Origin of the sequence: Psychromonas sp. KJ10-2 (genome assembly GCF_047323255.1) — a bacterium.
Lineage (GTDB): Bacteria > Pseudomonadota > Gammaproteobacteria > Enterobacterales > Psychromonadaceae > Psychromonas.
Map to the genome: position 1 here is coordinate 2,949,373 of NZ_CP178827.1, position 20,450 is coordinate 2,969,822.

At 37.6% G+C, this 20,450-nt stretch carries 18 protein-coding genes, 3 tRNA genes and 4 pseudogenes; 11 read left to right on the forward strand and 14 right to left on the reverse strand.

Annotated elements, in window-relative coordinates; all coding sequences use genetic code 11:
• Nucleotides 1–9: 9 nt before the first annotated feature.
• The 4 genes and pseudogenes from ACLKL2_RS14315 to ACLKL2_RS14330 all read right to left on the reverse strand — a co-directional run bounded on the left by ACLKL2_RS14315 (nt 10) and on the right by ACLKL2_RS14330 (nt 2,091).
• Entirely contained in the window at nt 10–210 is a 201-nt protein-coding gene (locus ACLKL2_RS14315) for an ABC transporter permease subunit (RefSeq protein ID WP_413692250.1), read from the reverse strand.
• A 1-nt stretch (nt 211) separates the two neighbouring features.
• Nucleotides 212–1,159: pseudogene (locus ACLKL2_RS14320) on the reverse strand (agmatinase).
• 76 nt (nt 1,160–1,235) lie between these two features.
• Nucleotides 1,236–1,874: a transporter substrate-binding domain-containing protein gene (locus ACLKL2_RS14325; RefSeq protein WP_413694331.1), complete on the reverse strand. Its 639-nt coding sequence runs from the start codon at nt 1,872–1,874 to the stop codon at nt 1,236–1,238.
• Nucleotides 1,858–2,091 (reverse strand): hypothetical protein, encoded by a 234-nt coding sequence (locus tag ACLKL2_RS14330; protein WP_413692251.1) that lies wholly within the window; start codon nt 2,089–2,091, stop codon nt 1,858–1,860. Before ACLKL2_RS14330 ends, ACLKL2_RS14325 begins: the two co-directional genes overlap by 17 nt.
• A gap of 350 nt (nt 2,092–2,441) precedes the next feature.
• On the opposite strand from ACLKL2_RS14330, the gene ACLKL2_RS14335 reads away from it, so the two are divergent.
• Both ACLKL2_RS14335 and ACLKL2_RS14340 read left to right on the forward strand, forming a co-directional pair.
• On the forward strand, nt 2,442–2,897 hold the full coding sequence (locus tag ACLKL2_RS14335; protein ID WP_413692252.1) for a LysR family transcriptional regulator: 456 nt from the start codon (nt 2,442–2,444) through the stop codon (nt 2,895–2,897).
• Between the two features lie 6 nt (nt 2,898–2,903).
• Nucleotides 2,904–3,380 carry a LysR substrate-binding domain-containing protein gene (locus tag ACLKL2_RS14340; protein ID WP_413692253.1) on the forward strand — a complete coding sequence of 159 codons (477 nt, stop codon included), beginning with the start codon at nt 2,904–2,906 and terminating at the stop codon, nt 3,378–3,380.
• On the opposite strand, the gene ACLKL2_RS14345 is transcribed toward ACLKL2_RS14340, so the two are convergent.
• Both ACLKL2_RS14345 and ACLKL2_RS14350 read right to left on the reverse strand, forming a co-directional pair.
• Complete coding sequence (locus tag ACLKL2_RS14345; protein ID WP_413694332.1) at nt 3,377–4,009, reverse strand: EAL domain-containing protein; 633 nt, start codon at nt 4,007–4,009, stop codon at nt 3,377–3,379. The genes ACLKL2_RS14340 and ACLKL2_RS14345 overlap by 4 nt on opposite strands.
• Before the next feature lie 10 nt (nt 4,010–4,019).
• Nucleotides 4,020–5,641: pseudogene (locus tag ACLKL2_RS14350) on the reverse strand (diguanylate cyclase domain-containing protein).
• A gap of 580 nt (nt 5,642–6,221) precedes the next feature.
• On the opposite strand from ACLKL2_RS14350, the gene ACLKL2_RS14355 reads away from it, so the two are divergent.
• Together ACLKL2_RS14355 and fbaA are read left to right on the forward strand one after the other, a co-directional pair.
• A complete protein-coding gene (locus tag ACLKL2_RS14355; protein ID WP_113820561.1) occupies nt 6,222–7,394 on the forward strand; it encodes a phosphoglycerate kinase in 1,173 nt (390 codons plus the stop codon).
• 122 nt (nt 7,395–7,516) lie between these two features.
• Nucleotides 7,517–8,593, forward strand: coding sequence for a class II fructose-bisphosphate aldolase (gene fbaA, locus ACLKL2_RS14360; protein ID WP_113820560.1), 1,077 nt, complete (start codon nt 7,517–7,519; stop codon nt 8,591–8,593).
• Nucleotides 8,594–8,660: 67 nt separating this feature from the next.
• Here the strand turns inward: fbaA and ACLKL2_RS14365 are convergent, their stop codons facing one another.
• On the reverse strand, nt 8,661–9,554 hold the full coding sequence (locus ACLKL2_RS14365) for a fructose bisphosphate aldolase (RefSeq protein WP_413692254.1): 894 nt from the start codon (nt 9,552–9,554) through the stop codon (nt 8,661–8,663).
• Between the two features lie 259 nt (nt 9,555–9,813).
• On the opposite strand from ACLKL2_RS14365, the gene ACLKL2_RS14370 reads away from it, so the two are divergent.
• Nucleotides 9,814–10,503: an SIMPL domain-containing protein gene (locus tag ACLKL2_RS14370; RefSeq protein ID WP_413692255.1), complete on the forward strand. Its 690-nt coding sequence runs from the start codon at nt 9,814–9,816 to the stop codon at nt 10,501–10,503.
• On the opposite strand, the gene ACLKL2_RS14375 is transcribed toward ACLKL2_RS14370, so the two are convergent.
• From ACLKL2_RS14375 to mutY, 6 genes and pseudogenes are all read right to left on the reverse strand, one after another.
• On the reverse strand, nt 10,500–11,309 hold the full coding sequence (locus ACLKL2_RS14375) for an S-adenosylmethionine decarboxylase (RefSeq protein WP_413692256.1): 810 nt from the start codon (nt 11,307–11,309) through the stop codon (nt 10,500–10,502). The two genes, ACLKL2_RS14370 and ACLKL2_RS14375, sit on opposite strands and share 4 nt — an antisense overlap.
• Before the next feature lie 627 nt (nt 11,310–11,936).
• Nucleotides 11,937–12,012, reverse strand: a tRNA-Phe gene (locus ACLKL2_RS14380).
• A gap of 56 nt (nt 12,013–12,068) precedes the next feature.
• A tRNA-Thr gene (locus ACLKL2_RS14385) sits at nt 12,069–12,144 on the reverse strand.
• Nucleotides 12,145–12,212: 68 nt separating this feature from the next.
• Nucleotides 12,213–12,288 (reverse strand) — tRNA-Phe (locus tag ACLKL2_RS14390).
• A 190-nt stretch (nt 12,289–12,478) separates the two neighbouring features.
• On the reverse strand, nt 12,479–12,748 hold the full coding sequence (locus tag ACLKL2_RS14395) for an oxidative damage protection protein (RefSeq protein ID WP_113820556.1): 270 nt from the start codon (nt 12,746–12,748) through the stop codon (nt 12,479–12,481).
• Between the two features lie 10 nt (nt 12,749–12,758).
• A pseudogene (gene mutY, locus ACLKL2_RS14400) lies at nt 12,759–13,815 on the reverse strand (A/G-specific adenine glycosylase).
• Nucleotides 13,816–13,928: 113 nt separating this feature from the next.
• On the opposite strand from mutY, the gene trmB reads away from it, so the two are divergent.
• The 6 genes and pseudogenes from trmB to ACLKL2_RS14430 all read left to right on the forward strand — a co-directional run bounded on the left by trmB (nt 13,929) and on the right by ACLKL2_RS14430 (nt 19,277).
• A complete protein-coding gene (gene trmB, locus ACLKL2_RS14405; protein ID WP_413692257.1) occupies nt 13,929–14,675 on the forward strand; it encodes a tRNA (guanosine(46)-N7)-methyltransferase TrmB in 747 nt (248 codons plus the stop codon).
• Nucleotides 14,676–14,788: 113 nt separating this feature from the next.
• Nucleotides 14,789–15,166 carry a DNA-J related domain-containing protein gene (locus ACLKL2_RS14410; protein ID WP_413692258.1) on the forward strand — a complete coding sequence of 126 codons (378 nt, stop codon included), beginning with the start codon at nt 14,789–14,791 and terminating at the stop codon, nt 15,164–15,166.
• Nucleotides 15,167–15,205: 39 nt separating this feature from the next.
• Nucleotides 15,206–15,376 carry a J domain-containing protein gene (locus tag ACLKL2_RS14415; protein WP_413694333.1) on the forward strand — a complete coding sequence of 57 codons (171 nt, stop codon included), beginning with the start codon at nt 15,206–15,208 and terminating at the stop codon, nt 15,374–15,376.
• Between the two features lie 488 nt (nt 15,377–15,864).
• Nucleotides 15,865–17,487 (forward strand): serine protease, encoded by a 1,623-nt coding sequence (locus ACLKL2_RS14420; protein ID WP_413692259.1) that lies wholly within the window; start codon nt 15,865–15,867, stop codon nt 17,485–17,487.
• 198 nt (nt 17,488–17,685) lie between these two features.
• Nucleotides 17,686–18,842: pseudogene (locus tag ACLKL2_RS14425) on the forward strand (Na/Pi symporter).
• A gap of 213 nt (nt 18,843–19,055) precedes the next feature.
• Nucleotides 19,056–19,277: a hypothetical protein gene (locus ACLKL2_RS14430; RefSeq protein ID WP_413692260.1), complete on the forward strand. Its 222-nt coding sequence runs from the start codon at nt 19,056–19,058 to the stop codon at nt 19,275–19,277.
• Between the two features lie 142 nt (nt 19,278–19,419).
• Here ACLKL2_RS14430 and ACLKL2_RS14435 read toward each other — a convergent pair whose 3' ends face one another.
• The gene (locus tag ACLKL2_RS14435; RefSeq protein ID WP_413692261.1) at nt 19,420–20,292 is read right to left on the reverse strand and encodes a LysR family transcriptional regulator; all 873 of its coding nucleotides are present in this window, start codon (nt 20,290–20,292) and stop codon (nt 19,420–19,422) included.
• Nucleotides 20,293–20,450: the final 158 nt, after the last annotated feature.

A 20,450-nucleotide genomic window follows, 5' to 3' on the forward strand; every position in this document is an offset into this window, starting at 1 on the left:
CTAGTTGTACTAAGAGGGAGCGCCTCGGACGGCACTAATATAAAAACGACAACTATATTGGATAACTGAATGGGAAGATAACCTTCCCAAACAGAGAATAATACCTAATACAAAACCAATTAGAATAGATAAAAGAGAGATCCAAGCTGTTGTCCATAAACCATTTAATAATGAGTCGCTATATTTTAAAACAACGCTGAAATCCAACATGTTAATCTCCTCGTTTTTTACGTTGAGTCAATGATTCTGCGGCAACACATAATAGCTCATACATCATAGTTGCCCCGACTAACGCCGTTGCGCCAGATGGATCAAACGGCGGTGAAACCTCAACCACATCGCCCCCTATAATATGTAAACCTGATAAACCACGAATCATCTGTAGCGCTTCAAAAGTAGTGAAACCACCGACTTCTGGTGTGCCGGTTCCCACCGCAAAAGCGGGGTCTAAACCATCAACATCAAAGGTGACATAGGCTGGCGTATCACCAACTAATTTGTGTACTTCCGCTAATATGCCTTCGACACCTAATTTATAAAATTCATCCATGTAGATAACACGCATGCCGCTATCATGGCTAAATTTCCAAATATCTTTATGGTTTACTGAGCCTCTAATACCAATTTGGATGGTTTTTTTAGGATCAATTAAACCTTCTTCAGCAGCGACTCTAAAAGGTGAGCCATGGTGGAATTTTGAACCTAAATAATGACCGCCTGTGTCGCAGTGTGCATCAAAATGTACTAAGGCCACTGGGCCATCTTTTGCTAGTGCTCTAAGAATAGGTAATGAAATTGAATGGTCCCCCCTGCAGAAATAGGCAGGATTCCAGCACTGACAATATCGTTAAAAAAGCTTCGATAGATCGATGGCTTTTTCTAACTCGAAAGGGCTTTCTGGTAACGCGTCACCTACATCAGCAACCTTGCATAAAGTAAAAGGGTCGATACCTGTACTTTGGTTTACTGAACGCATTAAACTCGATTGATTACGAATCTCTCTTGGGCCATGACGTGTCCCTGTACGGTTGGTCACACCACCATCAAAAGGAACACCAATTAAACCTATTTCTACGTTATCCAGCTGTGGTTGATAAGGGCAGCGCATAAAGGTCGCAATACCACTGTAACGAGGCAGTTGTTGGGGATCTTGAGTCATATTTTTTCCTAAATAATCGCAATATTGTTGATAGTCAGTCAATAAAATGGAGATGAAGGGGTAGCTACCCCTTATATTAGTGTTGAGGCGTTGGTAATTCGCCAACAGGTAAGTCCATGGTGAAACCAAACCACTTTTGTTGTAATTCAGCTAACTTTCCACTTTTTTGTAACTTCTCAATACCATCACTAAAAAATTGCACTAGAGAAGCAGAGTCAGCATCCTTTCTACCTACCCATCCGTAGTAAGTTTCTGGACCAAAAGCAGGTTGTACAATCTCAAACATATCTGGGCGCTGTTTAACAATCGGCGCTAGGTTAGGTAAAGCTTGCGGCACAATATCAATGCGTCTTGAGGCTAATGCTGCATAAGCTTCATTGTAATCAGTGAAATGTTTAATTGATTTGTAACCTTCACCCTGTGGTATTAATACCTCTTTTTCGAAGTTCTCAATCACAGTAAGTTGTGATGAACCCGCTTGTGTACCAATGCGCATACCACCCATATCTTCAGGCTTAGTAATACGGTCATCACCTTTACGTTTTAGGATAGCGATTGCGGCTGTTGAAATAGGGTACGAGAATGCATATTTATCCATACGCTTTTGCGTGATGGTCAGTGACGTGGCAACAAAGTCATAACGCTTAGCACTTAAGCCGGCTAAAATACCTTGGAAGGGTAAATCTAATTGAGTTAATTTAACCCCTGGTGAGATCTTTTAATATTTGATCAAGGATATCTTTACCATAACCTACAATTTTACCATCTTCTAACATCTCAAAAGGTGCGTAACGCGCTTCAGTCGCGATTACAATTTCACCTTTTTGCTTAATGTCATCAAGTAAATCAGCTTGTGCTATCTGCGGTAAAGCGGCACACAATAAACTAGCGGTTAGTAATGTTTTCTTTAACGGTAGTAGTAAGTTTTTCATAACGATTGTCCTTGATCATTAAGTAGGGTAGTTGGCTTAATTGCTTGAACACTATATTGCTTGAATAATGAGCGATCTGACAAACGGTGATTTCTAATCCCTATCCATAAGTATTTGTAATGCTATATTTTGGTGCGTGTTATGCGCTGTAGCGTCTCGGTAGATTTATTCTTCATATAAATATGAGTGGGGTTAGGACATAGGCTTTTAGTTTTATGTGTAATTAAATCAATATTTTATTATGTTTTTCTTTGTCTATTTTGATTGTAGAGTTTACTGCTTGGCGTAAAATTTGCTTTGAGTAGGTTGCTGATTCGTATTGATGGAAAATAGTTAAATAAGGGATTATTTTGGGGACTCGTTTACCGCCTTTGGAAGCATTACGCTATTTTGAGTGTGCTGCTCGTCATTTAAATTTTACAGCCGCAGCAAAGGAGTTATGTGTTTCTCAAAGTGCAGTCAGTCAAAAAGTTATTTTATTAGAGGAACATTTACAATATAAGGTCTTTGAACGTAAACCCAGGCAGTTACGCTTAACAGACAATGGTGAAGCCCTTTTCCAGTCTGTACATGGTGCCTTAAACCAAATTCGTGACACAGTAAATCACCTAGAATGCCATAAACAGGTCACACAGCTTGAAGTCTATTCAATGCCTGCGTTTGCTAGCCGTTGGTTAATGCCTTGTATCCATGACTTTCATGATGCTTATCCTAGTATTGATTTAAACCTTGCCGCTAACTTTGCAGAGCCTATCTATCGAAATGAAGAAGTTGATATTGGTATTTGCCATGGGGAGTGTAGCTAGTCGGATATGCAACAAGAGTTGCTGTTTAGAGATTATATTTACCCGGTTGCTAGTCCAGAGTTATTGAAAAAAGTGACCCTAAATACACCTGAAGATTTAAATAAAACCACTTTATTACATGATTCATTACCCCACGCTAAATTTGGTACTTCTTGGTCGCGTTGGTTGTCAGAGTTAAGTATTGAAGGAGTGGATTGCAATAGCGGTTATAGTTTTAATCAAGTGGACCTGATTGTTCAAGCGGCTTTGAATGGGCAAGGAGTGGCATTAGGGCGTCATGCTTTAGTTGCAAAAGAGATTGAAAATGGTCGATTGGTGCCGTTATTTGGTCATTCAGTTGAGGATGGTGGCATTTATGTTATGTACTTGAATAAGTTAGCCGATAGACCACAGGTCTCTGATTTTTTAGATTGGATTAAAGGCCAATCTCAAGTATTTGAACAGCAATATAATGTAAATAAATTGCTGCACCGATCTCGTTAATGTCTTTTGTGCAGGGTATAAACAAAGGCTTCTAACTCTTCAATATTTAAAGGTTTTGAGATGTAGTAGCCCTGAAACAGATCACAGCCATATTTAGATAATATTTTAGCGTGCTCAAGAGTTTCAATCCCTTCTGCTAATACGCGCATATTTAGGTTCTTACCCATGCTAATAATGCTTTTTACCATGGCTTTATCAACATTATTATCAGTGATGTGGTCCACAAAACTTTTATCTATTTTTAGCTCATCAATAGGCGCATCTCTTATCATGCTTAATGAAGAGTAACCGGTGCCAAAATCATCCAATGCAAGGGATATTTGATGCTTTTTCATTTTTTCAAATACAGGCAATAAAACGTCTAAGCTTTCAATAAATAAGCTTTCTGTGATTTCTATGGTTAACGGCAGACTTTTATCGCCAAAATCTTCAATACTTTGCATTAACACTTCAAAGAAGTTGAGTTGTACAAACTGCTTAACAGACACGTTAATGGCTAATGAGAAGCGTGTGGCTAATTTGTTTTGCAAGGCAGTTATCTCGTACATGGATTTATTCATTATATATTGCCCGAGTTTAGGCATTAAGCCTGTTTGCTCGGCAATAGGTATAAATATCTCCGGTGGAATAAAGCCTAGTTCACTGCTTTGCCCTTTGCCAACGCACTAACGCTTCCACACCACAGAGCTTATAATGCTTATTTAGTTGTGGTTGGTAAACTAGCGTAATCTCATTATTTTCAATAGCATGGTATAGGGCTTGCTCTATTTTTGCCTGTTTCAATAATTGTTGATGAACCTTTTGTGAGAAGAATAGGTATTGGTTTTTACTGCTTTTAGCCATTGCCATGCTATTTTCCGCATAACTAATTAACGTATCTAAGCTTGTTGAATCATTGGGGTAACGAGTAACCCCCATCGAGCTAGTAATGTAAAAGGAGTTATTATTGATTGAATATGGGATAGCTAGGTTACGTAACAGTAAATCTGCAAAACCACGCACCACGTCCTCATTGTTATTTTCTAATAACAACACAAACTCATCACCACTGTAACGCACTAAGGTACCGGAATAGTTCTTAAGCTCTCTTGAATTCTTTGACTCACTTCCTGCAATAAGATATCACCATACTTGTGACCAAATGAATCATTGATGTTTTTGAAGTTATCTAAATCAATATATAGCAGGGAAAAGGGCTGTTGGTGCTTCTTAAACTTCGCCACTAATTTACCTAATACCGTACGATTATAACAACCCGTTAAGTCATCATGTTCGGTAATATAGGTGAGTGCACTTAGCTTGCTTTTTTCAATATTTAATATCCATTTAAACAGTAAATAAGTGAGGGAGAGAAAAACCAAGTACAAAATAAAATAATACACAGTTGTGTACAGCAGTGGTTGATAAATATCACTTAGAGGGCGGCTGGTATGCACCCAAAATTTGAATTTATTGTCGTAACTAAGGCTGTGTAACAGTGGAATGCCGCTTGGGTACATGGTGACTTGCGCAACATCATTGCTCTCACGCAACAGGTTAAAACTAAGCCCTTGCTCTTGCAGTGCGGCTTCTGTTTCTGTTATTTGTTTTTCGGTGAGGGGATGAGCAAAGGTTGCATCATATCTTTCTGGTGGCATACCAGTATGTAAGAACTGATAAAAACTATGGTCGAGGGTGAGCATAATATTATTGCCAAAGGCTTGCGTATGGGACCATTTATTTTTTAAGTTTTCTAAAATGATCGCCGACGCAATAAAGCCTCTCACTTCGCCCTTATTATCTAATAAGGTTTTGCGTATCGGGATGATCCATTTTTTGGTGACAGGGGAAAGAATGGCACTACTGATCATCAACTTATCTTTTTCGAGGTCACCATGGAACCCATTATCAAAGTAATCGCTGGCTCGAGTGCTATATAAGTTCTCAGGAAGATTATCACTTTTGGCTAAGAATTTACCTTCAAGATCAAACACCACAAAGCCGATCAATAGTTCTGATTTCTTTAAAATACGTTCTAAGGTGAACTGGTTAAAATGCTCATCTTCATTAAAGTCTTCATTAATTAAGTCGAGCATAGTCTCATAGTGATTAAGTATCCCATGAATATCTGATTTGACGATTTTATTGACGTAAAATTGCTCATCTTGCCTTTTAGACAGCAATTCATCGTATCGTGCATTAATACTGGTAAGCAGTAATACGCTACTAATCGCAATCAGGCAGTAATAGATTAACCAGGCATTTTTATTTAACGACAACATTTTCAATACAAGTTCTCTTGTTTGGCTTAACTTTATCTATAACTGATTGAAGTTAAACGGATAAATTGATTTATATTGTTTTTGTAACCATTTTATCAACTACTAAACTCATTGTACTGATTAAAAAATTTACTGTTGTGTTGTAAGTTTCATTATTAGAAACATTGCTTATATAACGTTTCAATTTGAATGTAGTTGTTTTTTGCCGTGCAAAATTGAGATGACGTGTTTAATAGAGTGACTATTAGACTAATGTAAATAGTTTGTTTTGTAAGTTAAAATTATTAGCCTAATTCACATTAATAACAATAAAAAATCAATATGATTTTGAGATATTCATTAAATAGCTAAAAAAGCACAATATATAATGATGCAAATCAAACCATTACCCCAGTTTAAAAAGGTAAATTACACTGCAATGTTATTTGTGATCGATGTAACAAACAGTTTCGTTTATAATGCGCTCGGTATTAAAGGAAAGCTCGACGATATTACACTGTAAAAGAGTGCAAATACTGAGCCTATAAACATGTAGACAGAAATAAGAATTCTATAGTTTTTAAAAATGAGAGGACACATCATGTCAGTAAAAAAAATGGTTGATCTAGATTTAGCCGGTAAAAGAGTATTTATCCGTCAAGATCTTAATGTGCCAATTAAGGATGGCAAAGTTACATCTGATGCGCGTATTCGTGCTTCTATCCCAACAATTAAATTAGCCCTAGAAAAAGGTGCTAAGTTGATGATTACGTCGCACTTAGGTCGTCCTACTGAAGGCGCTTCTGCAGAAGAAAATGCAGCGTTCTCTCTACAACCTGTTGTTGATTACTTAAATGAAGCGCTAGATGTACCTGTTCGCCTAGCAACTGACTACCTAAACGGTTTAGAAGTAAATGAAGGTGAAGTAGTTGTACTTGAAAACGTTCGCTTTAACAAAGGCGAAAAGAAAAACGACGAAACATTATCTAAGCAGTTAGCTGCGTTATGTGATGTTTACGTAATGGATGCATTTGGTACGGCTCACCGTGCACAATCTTCTACTAATGGTGCTGGTCTATTTGCTCCTGTAGCATGTGCTGGTCCACTACTAGCTGCTGAATTAGAAGCACTAGGTAAAGCGATGGATAACCCAGCTCGCCCACTAGTTGCTATTGTTGGTGGTTCTAAAGTATCTACTAAACTAACAGTATTAGAGTCTCTATCTAAAATTGCTGACCAACTAGTTGTTGGCGGTGGTATTGCTAATACATTCATCGCAGCACAAGGCCACAATGTTGGTAAATCATTATACGAAGCAGACTTAGTTGATACAGCTAAAAAGCTAATGGTTGACTGTGCAATCCCAGTAGCAACTGACGTTGCTTGTGCAAAAGCATTCGATGAAAATGCTGAAGCTGAAATCAAAAACGTTGCTGACGTGCAAGATGACGACATGATCTTCGATCTAGGTCCTGAATCAACAGCTGCATTAGCGACTATTCTAAAAGAAGCAAAAACAATTCTTTGGAATGGCCCTGTTGGCGTATTTGAGTTTAAAAACTTTGAAGCAGGTACTGCAGGTATCTCAAAAGCAATTGCTGAATCAGCTGCATTCTCTGTTGCTGGCGGCGGCGATACACTTGCTGCGATTGATAAATTTAATATCACAGCAGACGTATCTTACATCTCAACGGGTGGCGGTGCCTTCCTTGAGTTTGTTGAAGGTAAAGAGTTGCCAGCCGTAGCAATGTTAGAGTTACGTGCCAACGATTAATCAAATGTTTATAGTGAGATCTTGATCTCGCTTTTTAATGCGTATTCTTTGTGCCATAATTGCCACATTAATACGCATAATTAAACTTATTCAAATTACAAACAATAGATAGGATATATCTCATGACTAAGATTTTAGACGTTGTACAACCTGGTGTTATCACTGGTGATGATGTTCAAAAAGTTTTTGCAGTAGCAAAAGAGCATAAATTTGCACTACCAGCGGTAAACGTTGTTGGTTCTGATTCAATCAACGCTGTACTTGAAGCTGCTGCTAAAGTTAAAGCGCCAGTTGTAATCCAATTCTCTAACGGCGGTGCTGTATTTAACGCTGGTAAAGGTCTTAAACTTGAAGGTCAAGAAGCTGCAATCTTAGGTGCTGTTTCTGGTGCTAAGCACGTTCACGCAATGGCTGCTGCTTACGGTGTTCCAGTTATTCTACATACTGACCACGCTGCTAAAAAATTACTACCATGGATCGACGGACTACTAGACGCTTCTGAAGCTCACTTCGCAGAAACTGGTAAGCCACTATTCTCTTCACACATGATCGACCTTTCTGAAGAGCCTCTAGAAGAAAACATTGAAATCTGTGCTAAATACCTAGCTCGCATGGAAAAAATGGGTATGACGCTAGAAATCGAACTAGGTTGTACTGGTGGTGAAGAAGACGGTGTTGATAACTCTGATATGGATGAGTCTTTACTTTACACTCAACCATCTGAAGTTGATTACGCATACGTTGAACTATCAAAAATCAGCCCACGTTTCACTATCGCTGCTTCTTTCGGTAACGTACACGGTGTATACAAGCCAGGTAACGTTAAACTAACTCCAACAATCCTACGTGATTCACAAGCATACGTTTCTGAAAAGCACGGTATTGCTGCTGACGCACTAAACTTCGTATTCCACGGTGGTTCTGGTTCTTCTGAAGCAGAGATCCAAGAGTCTATCGGTTACGGTGTTATCAAAATGAACATCGATACAGATACACAGTGGGCATGTTGGGATGGCGTTCGTGTTTACGAAGCTGCTAACCGCGATTACTTACAAGGCCAAATTGGTAACCCAACTGGTCCTGACGCACCTAACAAAAAATACTACGACCCACGTGTATGGTTACGTGCAGGCCAAGCATCAATGGTTACTCGTCTAGAGAAAGCATTTGCTGACCTTAACGCTGTAGACGTACTATAATTTTACTGACCCTTCAGTAAGATAAAGAGCCAGCTTAATTGCTGGCTTTTTTATGCCTATTAGAAAGCTAAGTTTTTGACGCTTCATAGATAGGAGCGATGGTTGCTGCTAGTGCGGCATTGAAGTCTGCATCAGGTTGCCCATCATATAAATTATCCGTTAATACACGTGAGAAGCTTGCAATAACACCCTTGTTCTCAGTTAAACGGCGATTTGCTTCTGCGATATGGTATCCGCCTGATAATGCGACTACTTTGACTACATTAGGATGGTTGATACAAGGCGCATAAAAGTTTGCAGACTCAGGTAGTGAGATTTTTAGCATGATTAATTCATTAGCATCAAGTAAATCTAGCTGCGTTAATAATTGTTCTCTTAATAAGGCTTCAGCAGCAGCCTTTTCTGGGCTATTAATATCTACTTCTGGCTCGATAATTGGCACTAAACCCGCCGCACAAATTTGTTTAGCGACTTCAAACTGTTGCTCTACTAACGCTTGTATACCCTCTGCATTCGCTAATTTAACAACTGAGCGCATCTTGGTACCAAATACATCTTTTGCTTTAGCTTTTTTTAATAGCTCATCTAAACCTGGAATTGGCTTCATTAATTGCACACCATTTTCTTCAGCTTCAAGCCCTTTGTCGACTTTAAGGAATGGCACTATATTTTTTTCTTCCCATAAATATAATGATGAAGGTTTTCCTTTAATGTCACGGTCTAATGTATTTTCAAATAGGATAGACCCTAGTACGAGATCATCTGTAAAAGAAGGGCTGGTGATAATACGAGAGCGCATGGCATGCACTAAATCAAACATCTCTTGGTCATTACTATAGGCATCTTCATTTATGCCATAACTCTTAAGCGCTGTGGGTGTGCTGCCTCCACTTTGATCCAATGCTGCGATAAAACCTAACTCTTCTTTAAATCTATTAAGCTGTTTTTCAAATGTTCGCATGATGACTCCCAACAAGTTAAATAGTACATATTAATATACATCTCATATCTTTAAATGAAAGTAGTTATCATTAACTTTAATTGTTGTTCAGTCATTGACAATTATAAAATAATTTAAAATCAGCAAGTTAAATTGACGTGGTAACAGTGATAAATTGAAAATTTTTATTTGCTATTTTTGTAAAAAAAGATGAACTTTTGTGTGCTAAGCAGGTCGATCAATTATTACTATATTCCTTTGTTATTAATTCGAGAATCCCATGAAAAAACCAAACCTTGCGTTGTTGATCTGCCTACTAACTCCTTTCTCTTGGGCTAACGCTAACAGTTTACCTGCTCAACCTCATATCTCAGTATCAGGTCAAGCCAAGTTAGAAGTGAAACCTGATACCGTAAGCATTAAGTTTCAGTCTGTTGCGGTTGAAAATGATAGCGATAACGCTAAGCAAGTTGTTGATAAGCAGGTTGAGAATATATTAATTGCTTTAAAAGAAGCTGGTTTCTCTCAATCATTATTGAAGCGTGCTGATATTCAAATTCGCCCTGAATTTGAATATATCGAAAAACAACGAACACAAATTGGTGTGAAGGCGATACGTAACCTTAGTTATCAGTTAGATGATGTGACCAAAGTGAATGAGTTTTTGCAGGTGTTAGTGAAAAGCGATATTTCTAATATTGGGCAAATTAACTATGCGTTAAAAGAACCCAAACAATGGCAACAGAAAGTGCGTAACTTAGCGGTGCAAGACTCTATCAACAAAGCTAAAGGTTTAGCAGACAACTACCAAGCAACACTAGGTGATATCTTCTCTATCAACTACCAAGCGAGTAATGCCCGTCCTGTTTTAATGCGAACAATGAAGAGTGATCAAATACCTCCAAGCTACCAAAACAATCAAATTACTATTACTGATAGTGTTGATGCTGTTTTTTTATTAGAGCCTTAGGCACTGATGATAGTTAATTGTTGGTTGTCGGCCTTGAATTGAATTTTTTTAAGACTGATTGGCAAAAACAGCGCCTCTAAATGTTTTATAAAAGGGGCGCACTGTGAGTCTGTTAAACTGGTTTCAATGCTTAAATAAGTGCTCAGCTTTTCTGGCGTTAAATGAATGGTCAGATAATCTTTTTGGTTAATCGCATTCAGTGAATAGCCTTTAGGTTTAAAACTGAAGTGGTCGATCGTTAAGCTATCAAAGAAATCAGTAAACCTTAACGTCTTTAAAATAGAGGCTTTATCTATATGCTTACTTTGTAAACTCTTTGCAAACTCACCACGTAAGCCATGTAGCATATAAATCCCCTGTGTAGGGATAGTGTGTGTAGAGATATCACCAAAGACAAACAGATCCCCTTGATAATCCTCCCTACAATGCTGCAGGTGACCATTAAACTGTTTTTCTAATAACATCCTATCTTGTTGGAAGTTTGTGGCTTGTAATTGCGGTTTGAGGGCTTGATGGCGTTGAAAGATCAATGTCGATATCTTTTGCTTAGTTAATTGTTGTTGGATAAACAAAGCTGCTTTAACTAATTGTGTATTACCACAGGTGATCAGCAGTAATTTATCTTCCCAGATAAATAAGCTAGATTCAGATAACAGGTAGGCACTAACGTGGTGGTTGTTAATATTAGAGATGATTTCAGCACCAGCATAAGAGACTAAATTATGCCAAAAGCTTTGCTCGAGCGTTAAAAGGTTGAGATCTTTAGTGCAAATGAATAATCGTTTTTCAGTACCTTCGTAAAACACTCAATAAACCTTATAACCAACAATAAATGACGAGCTTACCTGCTAGTTTACCGTAATACTAAAGCTTTATGTTTATATTTATAAAAGAGTGGTTAATAAGGTGACGGAAGTTTTAGTTCATAAAAGCAAACGATTTAAACAAAGAGTTAAACCAAGGACATTTCCGTGCAGATACAAAAAAGCCACAACTAAATAAATAGTTGTGGCTTGAGGAATCGTTACAAAATAACTTGCGCTAAAGTTTTTCCAAAAAGCCTTAAATGACTGGCTATTTTGAAAACAAAAGCGCAAATAATGTTGAAGCCGATCCTTTAATGCTGGTGTTTCGTCTCGCTGATTTTTAAACAAAGAGTTAAACCAAGGACATTTCCGTGCAGATACAAAAAAGCCACAACTAAATGAATAGTTGTGGCTTGAGGAATCGTTACAAAATAACTTGCGCTAAAGTGTTTCCAAAAAGCCTTAAATGACTGGCTATTGTTGAAAACAAAAGCGCAAATAATGTTGAAGCCGATCCTTTAATGCTGGTGCTTCATCTCGCTGATTTTTAAACAAAGAGCTAACCAAGGACATTTCCGTACGGATACAAAAAAGCCACAACTAAATAAATAGTTGTGGCTTGAATGATGGTGCTTCGTCTCGGAATTGAACCAAGGACACGAGGATTTTCAATCCTCTGCTCTACCGACTGAGCTAACGAAGCAAAACTTTTTATTTATTAACTAAGTTAATAAATGTACATCTTACGATGAGTGTAAATGGTGCCGACTACCGGAGTCGAACTGGTGACCTACTGATTACAAGTCAGTTGCTCTACCTACTGAGCTAAGTCGGCACATAAACCGTTCTGAGCTTTCGCTCTGTTTACTGATTGAAATTAATCTTTTCAGTAAAACTAAATAATGGTGCTTCGTCTCGGAATTGAACCAAGGACACGAGGATTTTCAATCCTCTGCTCTACCGACTGAGCTAACGAAGCATCTTGTTCTTAACCATTTTTAACTCTGTCTGAAACTAATCGACTGAGCTAACTAATCAGGAACGAGGCGTATTAAATAGACTTTAGTGTGTATCGTCAACCTATTTTTACAGTTTTATTAACATTTTAACGTGTTTGCTCGTGCTTTGAACGTTAAGTGCTCTAATTGTGAACACTCAACATTGTTAGATTAATCTTTAGGTGTAAAACCTTCGATCTCAACATCTTTTTCTTCAAACAAGAAACCAAGCATTGCTTCTTGGATCAATGCACGATCTTCTGCTTGCATCAGGTTTAATTTTTTCTCATTAATTAACATGGTTTGTTTATGTTGCCATATTGCCCATGCTTCCTGACTGATATTGTCGTAAATGCGTTTACCAACTTCACCTGGAATTAATTGATACGCTAAACCAGGCGCTTCTTTTTTCAAATAGGTACAAAATACAGTACGAGACATTGTTTATTCCTTAGTGCGTTGTTTTATTAACGGTATTTAATATTTTTTTAGTTGCTGCCGCTAATCCCACTTTTTGCGGGTGTTGTAAGTTATACCAAAGCTGACCAGTTTGTTCCATGACTTGTTGGCTATCTTGTTTGTTGAACTCTACCAATATTGGTGAAATATCAAAATGATAATGGCTAAAGGTATGACGAAAAGTCGCCAATTCAGTGGCTTTATAATCTGTGATACCAATGTCAGCTAAACTGGCTAATGCTGATTCATTATCGGTGAACTCAGGGAAACACCATAATCCACCCCAAATACCGGTTGGTGGGCGTTGTATTAACTGAATCGTTTGTTGTTTGTCTTTTAATACCAGCATTACAGCGGTTTTTACCGGATTTTCTTTTTTGCTTTGGGGGTTGGATAATCTGTCATGCAGTTATCAGCTAAGGCTAAGCAGTCATCGGATACAGGGCACTCTCCACATTTAGGTTTACTACGAGTGCAAATCATTGCCCCCATATCCATCATGGCTTGGTTAAACACATTAGTGTTTTTCTTGGGAGTCACTTTATCAGCTAATGCCCAAAGTTGATTTTCTACTTTTTTTCGCCAGTCCAGCCTTCGATTTTTTGATGGCGTGTTAACACACGTTTGACATTACCATCAAGAATAGGGAAGTGTTTGTTTAAGGTCAGTGACAATACAGCGCCTGCTGTCGAGCGACCAATGCCAGGTAATGCGAGTACATCATCAAACTGTTCAGGAAACTCACCATTGAACTGGTCTCTGATAATTTGTGCTGCCTTGTGCAAGTTACGAGCACGGGCGTAATAACCCAATCCTGTCCAATGATGTAATACTTCATCAATAGGTGCATTCGCCAAATAGGAAATAGAAGGAAATGAGCGCATAAATTTAGTAAAATAGGGGATCACAGTCGCCACTTGCGTCTGTTGTAACATAACTTCACTGACCCAAGTCTTATATAAACTCTTATCTATTTGCCAAGGTAAGGTTTTACGACCATGTTGTTGGTGCCAATCATTGATTCTTTGGCTAAAATGCAACTCACTCACTAGAAACTCTTCGATAATAAAAAAGAGCGCTAGTCTAGCAGAGTTGCACAATTAATATAACATTGCATAATGCACGGCTAATTAGCCCAGGATTAACTTTGAAAGGTAAGAAAATGACAGAGCATGACCAGTCTGCGACAGATAATGGAACAGAAGAAAACAACATTGAAAATACGAAAGAGAAATATATTCGTAAAATTCGTTCTTTTGTTAAACGTGAAGGGCGCATGACTAAACGTCAGCAAACTGCTATTGATGATTTATGGCCAACCATGGGTGTAGATTACCAAGAGCAGCAGATCGACTTTACAGAGTTATTCGGTAATGCTAATCCAGTTGTGTTAGAAATTGGTTTTGGTATGGGTAAGTCATTGATAGAGATGGCTAAAAATGCACCTGAGAAAAACTTCTTAGGCATTGAAGTACATGGCCCTGGTGTTGGTGCTTGTTTAGCTGATGCTGGTGAAGCAGGGGTGACTAACCTACGTGTAATGAATCACGATGCAGTTGAAGTGCTAGAGTTTATGATCCCTGATCAAAGCCTATCAACTTTCCAATTATACTTTCCAGATCCTTGGCATAAAGCACGTCATCACAAACGCCGTATCGTGCAACCAGCATTTATTGAAAACATGCGTCCTAAACTAGCGATTGGTGGTGTTATCCACATGGCAACAGATTGGGAAAACTACGCTGAGCATATGTTAGAAGTATTACAAGCGGCGACTGATTTTAAAAACATCAGCAGCGAAGGTGACTATGCACCACGTCCAGATTGGCGCCCACTAACTAAGTTTGAATCTCGTGGTCACCGTTTAGGTCATGGCGTATGGGATTTATTGTTTGAACGTATTAGCTAAATTATACCTTAAAGTGATTTAAGGCTTAGCGATTAAGTTGACAAAAAAAGCGAGTGTTGTTCATTATCAATACTCGCTTTTTTTATGGTTTTTTTAGGTGGTGGGCAGAGTTTATGAGTAACAATATTGAAAACCCATTAATTTGGCCTTTGTTAAGCCTGATTGAAGCAGATGAAGAGAGCTGTCAGATTCATCATCTTGCTACTGAATTGCAAAAAGAGGGTTTATTAGCGGATTTAGATAAGGATCCTAATAAAGCCTTGTTCAAAAGAAACTTCTTGTTGATGAATGCCTTATATCAATTACAAGCGATACTACTGCCTGCACAATGGTTACAAGTAGAAGCCATGAACATCCAACTATTTGAACAGCCTCCAGTCAATATTGAACAGGCAATGGAGCAAACATCCGCCTTACGCAGTTATTATTTAGATTGGCAATATTTTGAAACAGACTCCGATGACATAGAGGCTATGTTGAGTGATTTTTGAGACCGTTATCATCAAACCATTAGCTCAACAGACACTGTCATTGATAAAGCTAATGCCTTACAAGTCTTTGAATTAGATGAACAAGCTTCATCACAGCAGATACGCCAACAATGGCGACGATTAGCCTTGCAATTTCACCCTGATAGGCCAACAGGGGACAAAGATAAATTTCGACAAGCTTGCGAAGCATGGCAAGTGTTAAAATGCTAGTTAACGATTATATCTTTCGAGATAGATGGTAGAGCGTTGGACACTATATTATGGGGATAATACTTTCAATATTGTTTCAACTTACCTGCTTTCTTCGTTATAAAGGAAAATGAATTCACTTCTACCTAAAAAATATTTATAAATACTTTCTAAATATATGTTTTTCAAGTAATTGATTTTTAATTACTTTAATGCATTGTAGTGGCTATCTTATCTGTTTTTTTCTTAAAGGCTCGCTGGGTAATTATTAAAATATAGCTATAATTGAGTATTCCTGTTTAATAATTGAGCTTGTTAAGCTGTTTTTTAACCGTAAATACTTTTTCTTGTTAACAATCCTATTTTGCAAATAACGTATTTTATGAAATCAATACTGCAGTTAATAAATTGAATAGATCACGACTAAGCGTGTCATTTTTATAATGATATATAACATTTTATAGATTAAATTTATCTTTAAATACTACATGGATAGAGCAAACACAACTATGACGTTAACCACTAAAATTTCAGCATGGGTAATGGGTATGACTAGCTTAACCCTAGGCTTATCAACACCTGCATTTGCCGCTGATGAATATGAGAGCTATTCATTACGATTTTCCACAGAAGTAGAGGGCACGGTTGATAGTGACACGCTTTCATTAACACCAACTACCTATATTGTTGGTGGTGATGACGCTGAACGAGAATACCCTTGGATGGTCGCTTTATATAGTTCAGGTAACTTTATTTGTGGTGGCGTGTTAATTAGTTCGAACTGGATAGCCACTGCTGCTCATTGTGTTTATGACACTGATGATAGCGATGGTAATGCCACTGCGAATGATGCGTCTACGTTTAGTGTTGTGATTGGTGAATCTACTCATTATTCAACAACGACGGATGCAGAAGTTGCCGATGTCACTGTTTATGATCTCAGTGATGTGATTATTCAACCTAACTATGATGATGAAAGTTACGATTATGATATTGCCTTATTACAATTAGAATCTGCTTATTATCAAGCTGGGCCAGCATTGCCATTGGCTAGCCAGTTTAATGCTATAGAAGAAGACGATTTACTCACGCTTATTGGTTACGGGAAAATGTCAGGGGACGAGGAGGCTACACCAGAAGAGTATATTCCAACAACGCTTCAAGAAGCTGAATTACCTTTTATACCTACGAATCAATGTTCATGGGGAAGTTTAGTCACTGATAACATGTTCTGTGCGGGTTATTCAGCTTATGAAAACATTGATATTGATAGCTGCTCTGGAGACAGTGGTGGCCCTTTATTTACCGATATTGATGGGCAGTTAACCTTAGTTGGTTTAGTAAGTTGGGGATCATCGACCTGTGCCGATGCTCCTGGTGTTTATACTAATGTAAGTAATTTACGTACTTGGGTACTAGAAAATATTGATGGAATTCAGGTCGTTGAAGAAGGTACTGCGGTTTATGATGCTGACAGCGAAACCTTCACTTCTGGGTTATTAAGTGTTTATCAATATGGGGATGATTTAGAAACTTACTCGGATATTGGAGAATTATCGTTTGATGACGAAAGTTACAGCGATACCATTACCTTAAGTGATGCATGTAGCGAGAGCTTTTTATATTCAACTGAAGAGTATATTGCAAGTTGTGAAATAGAGTTTGATTTAAATGATGCGATCATTACTGACAGTGTATTTACTGCTGAATTATTAGTGAATGACGATAGCGATGCCGATGTAGCCGATACTTCAGATGATACAATGGACGATACTGCTGATGATAGTTCAGACTCTTCCGATGACAGTGCAGATACGTCAGATGATACGACCGACACAACTGACGATGCAACTGATACGTCCAGTGATTCAAGTGACAGCACAGACGATAGTACAGATACTTCTGATGATGAAGCTGATAGTACAGACGATACGACAGATACCACTGATGATGAAGCTGATAGCACAGACGATACGACAGATACCACTGAAGATGTAACAGACACTTCCGATGATACAACAGACAGTGCTAGTTCAAGTAGCTCTAGTGGTGGTAGTTTAGGATTTATAGCCCTTGTTGCCCTTGCTTTAATTTCAGTTAGACGAAAATATAGTACTTCTTTAGCTAGCTAGTTACTGTTCCATTAAAAACAAATTAAAAAGCCATCACCTGTTGATGGCTTTTTTGTATCAATTTATTCAGTCTCATTTACTATGAGTGAGAAAGTGCTTATGAAGTAGGCCATAAAAATGTCACTTTTTAGCCATCTATTTGTAATACATTATTTATAGCATCTCTGTTATCAATCATGACACAGGGAAAGTTTTACTATGGAAAATGCACAAACAGTACTGCCTAACAGAGGTGAGTCAGAAAACTCTAATAATTATGTGCAATGGATAACCGTTGCGTTTTTAATTTATTTGCTTATTTGTGCCGTTGGCATTATTGGTAGTGGCTTTAAAATGTCAGTAGGTGAGCATGCCAAGGAGTTATTTTCCTTTGCCAGTAATCCTTTTGCTGGCTTAGTTGTGGGTATTGTTGCAACCGCTTTAATTCAGTCATCTTCAACAGTTACATCCATTATTGTTGGCTTAGTAGCCGGTGGTTTACCCGTCGAACTTGCGGTGCCTATGGTGATGGGAGCAAATGTTGGTACTTCAATTACTAATACGATTGTGTCACTTGGCCATGTACGCGCAAAGGAAGAGTTCAAACGTGCTTTTTCTGCTGCGACAGTACATGACTTCTTTAATCTGTTATCTGTGCTTATTTTCTTACCATTAGAAATTGCCTTTGGTTTTTTAGAAAGAATGGGGGCTGGTTAGCTAGTTTATTTTATGGAGCTGGAGATACATCTATTAAAGGCTTTAACTTTGTTAAAGCAGCCACTGCTCCGGTTGTGGATTCATTTAAAAGTGCAGGTAATTCGTTAGGTGACGAAGTTGGTGGGGTGTCGTTAATTATTGTCGGAATTTTATTAATCTTTGTGGCGATTACGTTAGTTGGTAAGTTACTGAAAAAGCTAATGGTAGGTAAAGCAAAAGGTATTATGCATACGGCTATCGGACGCGGCCCGGTTTCAGGTATTACCTCTGGTACATTAGTAACAATTTTAGTGCAATCCTCTTCAACAACGACTTCATTAATGATTCCTTTGGCTGGCTCAGGCGCATTTAAATTAAAAGATATTTATCCATTCACACTGGGTGCAAATATCGGCACTTGTATTACAGCTGTATTAGCCGCCACTGCTGTTACTGGTAATGCAGAAGCCGCATTGCAAATTGCATTTATTCACTTGGTATATAACATTTTAGGTGTATTGGTGATTTACGGCATTCCAGCATTACGTAAGTTACCTGTTAAAGCAGCTGAAGCATTAGGCGCTACAGCAGCAGAAAACAAGTTTGCTGCACTGGGTTATATCCTAGGAGTGTTCTTTGTTATTCCTGCTCTGTGTTTAACAGTAAGCAGTATTATTTAATCCATTTTATACCAATTGTATTAAATAACTGATCTAAATTTTGCGCCGGAAAAATGGCTTAGTTTGAGGCGTAAGTTGATGTAAATGGTTGTTCCCTATACGAAACTTACAACGAAAAAAATAAGTTATTTTAACAAGTAAAATAGATCAGTTACTTACTATGATTGGTATTAGTCATTAGCGATTAATAAAAGTATTATTAAGGAAGGTTAGATGAGTAATTTACAAGTGTTAACTACTGAAAGATTAAATAAATTAATCGATGAAACACAAACTACGTTAGTTGAATTAAAAGCCGAAGTGGCGCGTCGCGAGCACTTAAAACAAGAACATGAAATCAATGACTTAGACCATCATATGATGAGTGCAGAATTAAACCTGACAGGCATTAAAAACTTTATTAGTTATTTATTAGAGCAATCTAGAAAGAAATAATCATTAAAGCTTTAGACTAAATGTAGTTAATTTTAGTCTAAAGCATTAAACCCTATGCGAATAAAATTATTTACTATCAAGTGTTATTTATTTTTTAAATCTTTTTTAGTAAAACTAATGGATGCTAAATCACCCTACTAAACTAGGGAGAATTAGCATATTGATTAGCAATTTCTGAGGCTAAAATCGCTATTTTATGTGTGATCTCTGAACGTGGATCATTGAGGTATGAAGCCGTAAAATCTATATCGTTTGGAATCCACCCAGGTTCAAATTTTTTGATTCTCTTATCGTTTATAAATCGTTGTGCAAGCTGCGTAGGAAGTGCACCAATACCAATACCAGAAGCAATCATTTCAAAACTAGTAGAAAGAGAGTTGGAGGGAAATATTTGACCTACTGACCCATACCTATGCATTATTTCTGATACGAGCTCATGATAAGGTCTTGATAACCTAGAAAATGAAAAGATAGGAGATTTTGAAGGATCGGGACATACTTCATTAACACTACAAAACCAGCTTAATTCAAATTTAGGAAGTGCAATATTTTCTACATTGCCTTCGGGTAATGGTCCCATTAAAAAAGCTAAATCTAAATTTCTAGATAATAATTGTTCTCTTAAATGAATAGTAATATCGACAGATAATTCAATGACTAGCTTAGGGTATACTTTCCTTAATTCAGTCAAAAAATCAGATAACCATGATTGTGCGACCGTCTCTGCTACCCCAATTCGAATAATACCTTTTACCTCTTCATTTGGCGTTAATTCAGATTTTATTAACTCCATATAAGATTCTATTTTTTCTGCGTGAGCTCTTAATAAAATACCTTCTTTAGTTAGCACTACCCCAGTCTTTTGTCGTTCAAAAAGTCGTACCCCTAACTCATTTTCTAATGCATATATGCGGGCGGAAATGGCTGGTTGAGATAAATTCATTTCATGAGCAGCTTGTCTAATTGCACCGAGTTTAGCGACCCATAAAAAAGTTTTTAGTTGATCAAAAGTCATTGTTCTTTCTCATTACTTGCGTTGATTTAACTACTATGTGAACGGTTTAAGTTATCACTAATGATAAAATAATATAGTTTGACATTATCACATTTAAACTAGAAACTAAATTTAAGCCTTAATTAGGTTATAAAACACTCAGTTCAACGTTAATATTT

Excerpts from the sequence above, each read along its gene's own strand:
- ACLKL2_RS14430 (WP_413692260.1), top strand. The coding sequence starts at position 19,056 with ATGAGTAATTTACAAGTGTTAACTACTGAAAGATTAAATAAATTAATC.
- ACLKL2_RS14420 (WP_413692259.1), top strand. The coding sequence starts at position 15,865 with ATGACGTTAACCACTAAAATTTCAGCATGGGTAATGGGTATGACTAGC.
- ACLKL2_RS14435 (WP_413692261.1), bottom strand. The coding sequence starts at position 20,292 with ATGACTTTTGATCAACTAAAAACTTTTTTATGGGTCGCTAAACTCGGT.
- ACLKL2_RS14340 (WP_413692253.1), top strand. The coding sequence starts at position 2,904 with ATGCAACAAGAGTTGCTGTTTAGAGATTATATTTACCCGGTTGCTAGT.
- trmB (WP_413692257.1), top strand. The coding sequence starts at position 13,929 with ATGACAGAGCATGACCAGTCTGCGACAGATAATGGAACAGAAGAAAAC.
- ACLKL2_RS14370 (WP_413692255.1), top strand. The coding sequence starts at position 9,814 with ATGAAAAAACCAAACCTTGCGTTGTTGATCTGCCTACTAACTCCTTTC.
- ACLKL2_RS14410 (WP_413692258.1), top strand. The coding sequence starts at position 14,789 with ATGAGTAACAATATTGAAAACCCATTAATTTGGCCTTTGTTAAGCCTG.
- ACLKL2_RS14355 (WP_113820561.1), top strand. The coding sequence starts at position 6,222 with ATGTCAGTAAAAAAAATGGTTGATCTAGATTTAGCCGGTAAAAGAGTA.
- ACLKL2_RS14395 (WP_113820556.1), bottom strand. The coding sequence starts at position 12,748 with ATGTCTCGTACTGTATTTTGTACCTATTTGAAAAAAGAAGCGCCTGGT.
- fbaA (WP_113820560.1), top strand. The coding sequence starts at position 7,517 with ATGACTAAGATTTTAGACGTTGTACAACCTGGTGTTATCACTGGTGAT.
- ACLKL2_RS14315 (WP_413692250.1), bottom strand. The coding sequence starts at position 210 with ATGTTGGATTTCAGCGTTGTTTTAAAATATAGCGACTCATTATTAAAT.
- ACLKL2_RS14330 (WP_413692251.1), bottom strand. The coding sequence starts at position 2,091 with ATGAAAAACTTACTACTACCGTTAAAGAAAACATTACTAACCGCTAGT.
- ACLKL2_RS14365 (WP_413692254.1), bottom strand. The coding sequence starts at position 9,554 with ATGCGAACATTTGAAAAACAGCTTAATAGATTTAAAGAAGAGTTAGGT.